Below are 8303 nucleotides of genomic sequence, written 5' to 3' on the forward strand. Positions count from 1 at the left end.
CTCAATTCATCGAGTGTTGAATTCACTGTGTGATGAATTTAGCGCGCTCGGAACTTTTGGGCAAGGCCCGTCAGTGGTGATGTGCCGGTGCTCCGGCCGGCTGACCGGGCTCGACCACGACAAACTGGCCCATCATGCCTTGATCCTCATGCCAGAGCAGGTGGCAGTGATACATGTACGGCGAGTTCGGATCAGCGGGTCCGTCGAACCGCATGGTGAGCTTCGCGGTGGCACTCGGCGGCAGGAAGATGGTGTCCTTCGGTCCGGTCAGTGCGTCGGGTGGTGGTGCGCCGTTCAGTTCGAGGACGCGGAACTGCACATCGTGAATGTGGAAGTTGTGCGGCATGCCGTCGTTGTTGTGCACCACCCAGGTTTCGGAGGTGCCCCGGGTGACCGTCAGATCGATCCGATCCATCGCCATCGGGCTGCCGTTGATGCCACTCAGATTCAGTTCGAAGCTCCGCTCGCGCACCGAATCGGAGCCAGCTGGCGTGGACGGATGTGCCAGTGCCGCAGGCAATTCCGGCGATGGCCGCAATGTCGATGCCGCACGCAGTTCGAGGACGTCGAAGCTGTCGTCACCGCCCGCGAATCGCTGCGTCCAGAAGTTCAGTCCCGCATCGAGTTTCGTGCTGCGCAGCACGGTACGTTCACCGGGCCGCACGCGAACCACGATTTCGGCGCGTTCGCCCGGTGACAGCCGCACCCGATCGAGGGCGACAGGACGTTCCAGCAGTCCGCCGTCGGTGCCGACCAGTGAGAAGCGGCGGTCGTCGGCGAAGCCAAAGGTGTAGACCCGCGCCGTCGAAGCGTTGAGCAGTCGCAATCGCACGAGCTCATCGCCGACATTCCGATACGGCGTGAGGGTTCCGTTCACCATGGTCCGGTCGCCGAGAAACCCGATGTCCCGGAACATGCCGTGCGACGAATCGAGCTGATTGCCACGGAATTTCACGTCCTGGACGATGACCGGCAGATCGTCGACGCCATAGTTCTTCGGTAGCGAAAGTCCTTCGGACACTTCGTCGTCGAGTAGGAACAGCCCCGCGAGCCCACGTCGGAGGTGCTGTTCGGTCGCGCCGTGCGGATGCGGGTGGTACCAGAGCGTGGCGGCGGGCTGGTCCACGGTCCAATGTGGTGTCCACGTGCCACCGGCCTGCACCATCTGATGTGGTCCACCGTCCATCGCCGCGGGCAGGTGCATTCCATGCCAGTGCACGGTCGACTGCTCCGAAAGATTGTTCCGGACTTCGACTTCCACCTTCTCGCCACGGCGCGCTCGCAGCGTCGGTCCGAGGTAGTCCCCGTTGAACCCCCACGTTTCGGTTGCCTGCCCAGCGCGGAATTCTCGTTGCCCCGAACGCATTTCGAGTTCGAAGACCCGCGTGCCATCCGCTCGCACCCGCGACTGTGCCAGCGGCGGAATCGCGAGCTCATTGTTGAATTCGCCGCTGCCGACAGTAGATACGGAGGCACTGCTGTACACCCACGTGACGCAGCCGCCAACCGATAGCAGCACCACCGCAGTGACCGCCGTGACGATCAAGAGCAACCGCCGCAACCACCGCGGCCGGGAAACCGAAGACATGCCGCTGACGGTATGGATCACGGGCCCTCGACCACATCCGGGAGCGTCCCTATTTCACCCCTGATTCCGCATGTGCCCCACGTCACACCACATGGCTGTCACGTCCGGCGGCGGTGCTTTGTCCGATGGTCGTCACCAACCAACAAACCTGCCCCGGTGACACCGACCATGGGAGCAATCATGAGTACAGCACCGCGTAGCGATTCGATGAGGGGCGGCGGCCGGGTGACGGGTGGGCCCACCACGCATCGGATCGTCGTACTCGGCGCGGGCTACACCGGCATGTTGGCCGCCATCCGGCTGGCCCGGCGGACCCGCAAACTCGACGTCGAGATAACCATCGTCAACCCGTCCGCCCGTTTCACCGAGCGGCTGCGCATGCACCAGGTCGCCGCGGGTCAGGAGTTGGCCGATAATCGGATCCCGGAGATCCTGGCGGGTTCTGGCGTCGAATTCGTCCAGGGCTGGGCGACTTCCATCGATCCCGAGGCACAGCGGGTCTACGTCGACGGCACCGGCACCGGCACCGGCACACTGCGCTACGACGAGCTGATCTACGCGCTCGGCAGCAGCACGGACGCCGACATCGTGCCCGGCGCCGCCGATCATGCCTGGACCCTGAACGATCCGCGCACCGCGCACCGTTTCTCCGAACACCTTGCGGTGGTCGCGGCCGAGGCCGGCACCGTCGCGGTCTGCGGCGGCGGTCTGACCGGCATCGAGGCGGCGGCCGAAATCGCCGAGAGCTACCCGGGGCTGCACCTCACGCTGATCAGCAGCACCGAACTGGGCGCGATGATGGGCGAAAGGGCCCGCGCCCACCTGAACAGGGTGCTCGATCGGCTCGGCGTTGCACGCAAGGTCGGCCAGGCGGTCACCAAGGTGCTGCCGGATGCGGTCGAACTCGCCGACGGCGAACTGGTTTCGGCCGACCTGACCCTCTGGACCACCGGCGTCCGCGTCTCGCCACTCGCCGCACAGGCCGGCATCGAAACCGACGCGCGTGGGCTGATCGTGGTCGATCCGACCCTGCGGTCGGTTTCGCATCCGAACATCCACGCCATCGGCGACGCCGCCGCGGTCCGCCAGGCCTGGGGGCAGATCCACGGCACCTGCCAGTCCGGTATGCCGACCGCCGCCTACACCGCCGACTCCATCGCTCGCCAGCTGAAGGGCAAGACCGTCAAGCCGTTCCGGTTCGGTTACTTCCACCAGCCGGTCAGCTTGGGCCGCAAGGATGCCGTCATCCAGTTCACCAAGGCCGACGACACCCCCGGCCGGTTCTACCTGACCGGACGCGCGGCTGTCTTGTACAAGGAAGGCGTGAGCAGCAGCCCGGTGCCGAGCTTCGAGCTGAGCAAGAAGATGACGGTTTCGGTCCAGCTGTCCAAGGGCGGCAAGGCCACGCGTCGGACCGTATGAACCGGCCCGGATCGGCCGTCCGCCACCCAGGCGGGCGGTTTCGGCATTCGTCCGGAAAGTTGGATTGCCAAATCCGGACATGCACTAGGAGCATGGTTCAGATGGTCGACGCCACGCCCGCGCAGGATCCATTCATCGAACACCGGCGGCTGCTCTTTTCCACCGCCTACCGGATGCTGGGCACCGTCACCGATGCCGAGGACATCCTCCAGGACACTTGGCTGAAGTGGAATGAGACCGATCAGTCGAGAGTCCAGCATCCCAAATCCTATCTGGTGCGCACGGTCACCAATCTGTCGTTGAACCGGCTCACCTCGGCCAAGGCCAAACGCGAAACCTACGTCGGCCCTTGGCTTCCCGAACCCCTGCTGACCTCACCGAATATCGCCGAGGAGACCGAATTGGCCGACACCGTCTCCACCGCGATGCTGGTGGTCCTGGAGACCTTGAATCCGGTGGAACGCGCGGTCTTCCTGCTGCGCGAGGTGTTCGGCTACAGCCACGCCGAAATCGCCGACACCCTCGACAAACCCGAGGCCACCGTACGGCAGATCGCGCATCGGGCCCGCTCACATGTGCAGTCCCGGCGCCCGCGCTTCGATACCGACAAGGCCGAGCGCACCCACATCACCGAACAGTTCATGGCCGCCTGTGCCGGTGGCGATCTCAATGCCCTGATGGATTTGCTCGCCCCCGATGTCACCTCGTGGTCCGATGGCGGCGGTGTGGTCACCGCGGCCCGGCGTCCGCTGTACGGGCCGGATCATGTGGCGCGCTGGGTTCTCGGCGTGCTCGCCAAGCCGTCGGTCGCGGGCATTGTCCTCGAGCCCGCGCATATCAACGGGGAACTCGGCGCGCTCGCGCGCATCGACGGAAATCCGGTGGCGGCGTTCACCTACGACATCATCGACGGCCACATCCACAACCTGCGCTTCCAGGTGAACCCGGGCAAGCTGAAGGGGCTGTACATGGGGACCGACGTCATCGGGTGACCACTCCGGCGTGTTGCTTTACGATCCTGCCGTGACCAGCCAGACCACGGAACCGAACGTGGACGGAGGACAGGTTCGGGTTTCCACCCTGGAGTTGTTCTTCGATCTCGTCTTCGTCTTCACCATCACTCAGCTCACCCACGTCTTCACCCACCATCCCGGCTGGGAGGCGCTGGCTCAGGTGGTGGTGCTTTTCGGGGTGATCTGGTGGATGTACAGCGGCTACGTCTGGCTCACCAACGAAGTGGCGCCGAGCAATTCGCAGCGCCGCACGCTGCTGCTGATCGGAATGTTCGGATTCTTCGTGCTTGCGCTGGCGATCCCGGACGCGTTCCACGGCACGGGTCTCGCGTTCGGTCTCGGCTACGTCCTGGTCAACACCGTGCACACGGCGCTGTTCTGGGTCAGTGGCGGCACCTCGGCGAGCCAGGCGATCAGGCGCATCGCGCCGCTGAACGCGCTCGCGGCTGCGCTCGTGCTCGCGGGCGGCTTCGTGCACGGCTGGTGGCAGTACCTGTGCTGGGGGCTGGCATTCGTGGTGCAGGTACTGAGTCCGTACCTTGTCGACACCCGCGATTTCGTGGTGCGGGCCAGCCATTTCTGCGAGCGCAACGGGTTGGTGATCATCGTCGCCATCGGTGAGTCGGTGGTCGCGATCGGTCTGGGCCTGGCGGGGGAGAAGCTGACCGTGCCGCTGACCGCCACCGTCGCGCTCGGACTCTGTCTGGCCTATGTGCTGTGGTGGGCCTATTTCGGGATCGATGACGACCGTGGCGAGCATGCGCTGGCCGCGGTCCCGGATCGGGAACGCTCACGTCCCGCGGTGCTCGCCTACGGCTACGCGCTCTACCCGCTGCTGATCGGCGTCACCGTCACTGCGGCGGGCATCAATATGACCATCGCGCACGGCAACGAACCCGCCTCCATCGCCGCCGCGTCCGCGCTCTCCGGCGGCGTCGCGCTGTACTTCTTCGGCCAGTTCTGTTTCCGGCTCGCCCTCGGTCTGCCGCGCCCGTGGTCGCGGCTGCTCGCCGCCGCGGCGGTGGCCGCGACCATCCCGATAGGTATCGCGTGGGTCGCCTGGGCGCAGCTCGCGGTGCTGGTCGCGGTCGGCTATGCCGCCGTGATCATCGACGATCTCGTCACGCTGCGCTCGGGCCAGCACAGTCGCTACCTCTGACTTTCGGGAACAATAGAGAGTCGTGCGCAATGAGGAACTCGCGGTCGAACCACCCGCCGCGGCTCGCCGACTGCTCGGCTCGACACTGTGGTCCGGACCGGTCGGCGTGCGAATCGTCGAGGTCGAGGCATATGGCGGCGATCCGGCCGGACCGTGGCCGGATCCCGCATCGCATTCCGGACGCGGGCGGACCAAGCGCAATGCGGTGATGTTCGGGCCCGCCGGCGTGCTGTACGTCTACCTCAGCTACGGCATGCATATGTGCGTGAACGTGACCAGCGGTCCGGACGGCACCGCGAGCGCGGTACTCATCCGGTCGGGCGAGGTGATCGCCGGGTCGGATACGGTCAGAAAGCGACGACCCGCAGCCCGCACGGACGCCGATTTGGCAAGGGGCCCTGGGAATCTCGGCAGCGCGCTCGGAATAACGCTGAGCGACTATGGAACTCCACTCTTCGACCCTGCCTCGCCGATCCGGTTGGAGCTGAACGGCGCGATCGACCCCGCCGAGATTTCCGACGGACCGCGCGTCGGGGTCAGCAGTGCCGCGGATGTGCCGTGGCGATTCTGGCTCGCGTCGCCTGCGGTCTCGGTCTACCGGCGCAGCCCGCGTGCCCCGATCGAGGCGATATAACACCAGGTCACAGGAGTTTTCGGGATCGGCGATGAGTTTTCGGCGCGGTGTCCGTCCTATCTGTTGAACGCGCTCCACCCGGCGCGACCGACCCGAAGGAAAGACAGATGACCGCCATCGCCCCCGCCGCCCCGATCACCACCGCCACCGTCGCCCACCGCCCCGGCAAGAAGATGACTACCGCGCTCTGGACCGTGCAGGTCCTGCTCGCGCTGTTCTTCATCATCGCCTCCGCCGCCCCCAAGCTGGTCGGCGCACATGCGGCGATCGAATCCTTCGACACGATCGGCTGGGGCCAGTGGTTTCGTTACTTCACCGGCGTCGTCGAACTCGCCGGTGGTATCGGCCTGCTGGTGCCTCGCCTGACCGGCCCCGCGGCCGTCGGCCTGACCATCACCATGGTCTGTGCCGCACTGACCCAGGTGTTCCTGCTCGGCGCGCCCGCCCTGGCGCCTTTCCCGCTGGTGCTCGGCGTGGTGTTCGTCTGGATCGCCTGGCAGCGTCGCGACAGCATCATCGCGGTGCGGGAGCTGCTGGCTCGCTGAACATCTGAACAACGCACACGATCGGCAGACCGCGGTCTGCCGATCGTCGTCGCGTTCAACGAAAATCATTCGCCCTGCGTGGCGGCGCGCGGCGACACTGAGGGCCATGCCGGTCGCGGGGACCGGTGCGGAAAGATGGGAAAGCGTGAGCGAACGAAGTGAGCGAACCATGTGCCGGCGCGCCTCGCGCACGCTGGAGTCGAGCGCCAGCGAGGCGGAGGCGTGAGCGGCGACATCATCGACGAACTGACCTGGCGCGGACTGATCGCGCAGTCCACCGACCTGGACGCCTTGCGCGCGGCGGCATCCGCCGGGCCGCTGACCCTCTATGCCGGTTTCGATCCCACCGCGGCCAGCCTGCACGCCGGACATCTGGTCCCGCTGCTGGCGCTCAAGCGGTTCCAGCGCGCGGGCCATCGCCCGATCGTGCTGGCCGGCGGTGCCACCGGACTCATCGGCGATCCGCGCGACGTGGGCGAGCGCACCATGAATTCGACCGATACCGTCGCGGAATGGGCGGGCCGGATCCGCTCGCAGCTCGAGCGCTTCGTCGACCTGGACGACTCACCCACCGGCGCGATCATCGCCAACAACATGGACTGGACCGGCCAGCTGTCGACCGTCGACTTCCTGCGCGATATCGGCAAGCACTTCTCGGTCAACGTCATGCTGGCACGCGACACCATCAAGCGCCGCCTGGACGGCGAGGGCATCTCCTACACCGAATTCAGCTACATGCTGCTGCAGGCCAACGACTACCTGCAGCTGCGCCGCAACTACGGCTGCACGCTGCAGGTCGGTGGTTCGGATCAGTGGGGCAACATCATCGCGGGTGTCGAGCTGAACCGGCGCGTCGACGGTGCGGCGGTGCACGCGCTGACCGTCCCGCTCGTTACCTCGGCCGACGGCAAGAAGTTCGGTAAGTCGACCGGCGGCGGCAGCTTGTGGCTCGATCCGGAGATGACCAGCCCATACGCCTGGTACCAGTACTTCGTGAATACCGCCGACGCCGATGTCGTGCGGTACCTGCGCTGGTTCACCTTCTTGTCCCGCGAGGAATTGGCCGAGCTGGAACTGGCCACGGCCGAGCGCCCGCACGCACGGGAAGCCCAGCGCAAGCTGGCCGAGGAAATGACGAATCTGGTGCACGGCGAGGCGAATACCCGGGCCGTGCAGTTGGCGAGTCAGGCCTTGTTCGGACGCGCGGATCTGCGTGAACTCGATGAGCCGACGCTGTCGGCGGCCCTGCGTGAAGCCGCAGTAGACGGCACGGTCGCCGAGGTCGGTGTGGGTGAACCGAGCACGATCGTCGATCTGCTGGTCGCCACCGGACTGTCGGAGAGTCGCGGCGCCGCACGGCGCGCGGTGAACGAGGGCGGAGCGTCGGTGAACAACGAGCGGATCTCGGATCTGGAATGGACGCCCGCCGATGCCGACTACCTGCACGGTCGCTGGTTGGTGCTGCGCCGCGGAAAGCGGAACTTCGCGGGCATACTGCGGGCGGGCGCATAAAGATCACGTGGCTCGGGTCACATTCGGGGGGCCCGAGCCCGTTTTTCGGGGTGTCAGATGGCCTCTGACCTGCGAAATGACATGCGTGTAGTGCGGATTTGACTCGTCGTTCTCCGCCGCGTAACTTTGTCCAAGTCAGAGCGACACGGACACCGACCCGGAGCCCAAAGCGCAGCGGAAACGTTGAGCACAGCGGCCTGGGAAACGAGGTAGGACGGGGAGCGCCTGGCGATCAGCATTGCCGGATCGGACGAGCAGACTTGACTCTGCGCGAGCGGTTGGGTAGGCTAGGAAAGTTGCCTCAACAAGCCCCCCGAGAGAATCTGGGGTTGAGTTGTGTGCGTGTGTTCTTTGAGAACTCAATAGTGTGTCGATGAATGTCAGTGCCAAATATTATTTTGGTTCCGGCTCCTCAAACCCCCGTTTGGGT

Annotated in this window: 7 protein-coding genes; 6 read left to right on the forward strand and 1 reads right to left on the reverse strand. The window is 65.6% G+C overall.

Annotated elements, in window-relative coordinates; genetic code table 11:
* Positions 1-70: 70 nt before the first annotated feature.
* Entirely contained in the window at positions 71-1588 is a 1518-nt protein-coding gene (locus ACIBW7_RS42570; protein ID WP_397056758.1) for a multicopper oxidase family protein, read from the reverse strand.
* 180 nt (positions 1589-1768) lie between these two features.
* On the opposite strand from ACIBW7_RS42570, the gene ACIBW7_RS42575 reads away from it, so the two are divergent.
* The 6 genes from ACIBW7_RS42575 to tyrS all read left to right on the forward strand — a co-directional run bounded on the left by ACIBW7_RS42575 (position 1769) and on the right by tyrS (position 7873).
* Positions 1769-3010: an NAD(P)/FAD-dependent oxidoreductase gene (locus tag ACIBW7_RS42575; RefSeq protein ID WP_397056760.1), complete on the forward strand. Its 1242-nt coding sequence runs from the start codon at positions 1769-1771 to the stop codon at positions 3008-3010.
* Positions 3011-3111: 101 nt separating this feature from the next.
* Positions 3112-4002 (forward strand): RNA polymerase sigma-70 factor, encoded by an 891-nt coding sequence (locus ACIBW7_RS42580; protein ID WP_397056772.1) that lies wholly within the window; start codon positions 3112-3114, stop codon positions 4000-4002.
* A 31-nt stretch (positions 4003-4033) separates the two neighbouring features.
* On the forward strand, positions 4034-5182 hold the full coding sequence (locus ACIBW7_RS42585; RefSeq protein ID WP_397056762.1) for a low temperature requirement protein A: 1149 nt from the start codon (positions 4034-4036) through the stop codon (positions 5180-5182).
* 22 nt (positions 5183-5204) lie between these two features.
* Positions 5205-5816 (forward strand): DNA-3-methyladenine glycosylase, encoded by a 612-nt coding sequence (locus ACIBW7_RS42590; protein ID WP_397056764.1) that lies wholly within the window; start codon positions 5205-5207, stop codon positions 5814-5816.
* Positions 5817-5923: 107 nt separating this feature from the next.
* On the forward strand, positions 5924-6361 hold the full coding sequence (locus ACIBW7_RS42595) for a DoxX family protein (RefSeq protein ID WP_397056766.1): 438 nt from the start codon (positions 5924-5926) through the stop codon (positions 6359-6361).
* Positions 6362-6583: 222 nt separating this feature from the next.
* Positions 6584-7873: a tyrosine--tRNA ligase gene (gene tyrS, locus ACIBW7_RS42600; protein ID WP_397056768.1), complete on the forward strand. Its 1290-nt coding sequence runs from the start codon at positions 6584-6586 to the stop codon at positions 7871-7873.
* Positions 7874-8303: the final 430 nt, after the last annotated feature.

Source organism: Nocardia sp. NPDC049526, assembly GCF_044465765.1.
Taxonomy (GTDB): Bacteria; Actinomycetota; Actinomycetes; order Mycobacteriales; family Mycobacteriaceae; genus Nocardia.

Coding starts and splice junctions, on each gene's coding strand:
- ACIBW7_RS42580 (WP_397056772.1), top strand. CDS start 3,112: ATGGTCGACGCCACGCCCGCGCAGGATCCATTCATCGAACACCGGCGG.
- ACIBW7_RS42570 (WP_397056758.1), bottom strand. CDS start 1,588: ATGTCTTCGGTTTCCCGGCCGCGGTGGTTGCGGCGGTTGCTCTTGATC.
- ACIBW7_RS42575 (WP_397056760.1), top strand. CDS start 1,769: ATGAGTACAGCACCGCGTAGCGATTCGATGAGGGGCGGCGGCCGGGTG.
- ACIBW7_RS42595 (WP_397056766.1), top strand. CDS start 5,924: ATGACCGCCATCGCCCCCGCCGCCCCGATCACCACCGCCACCGTCGCC.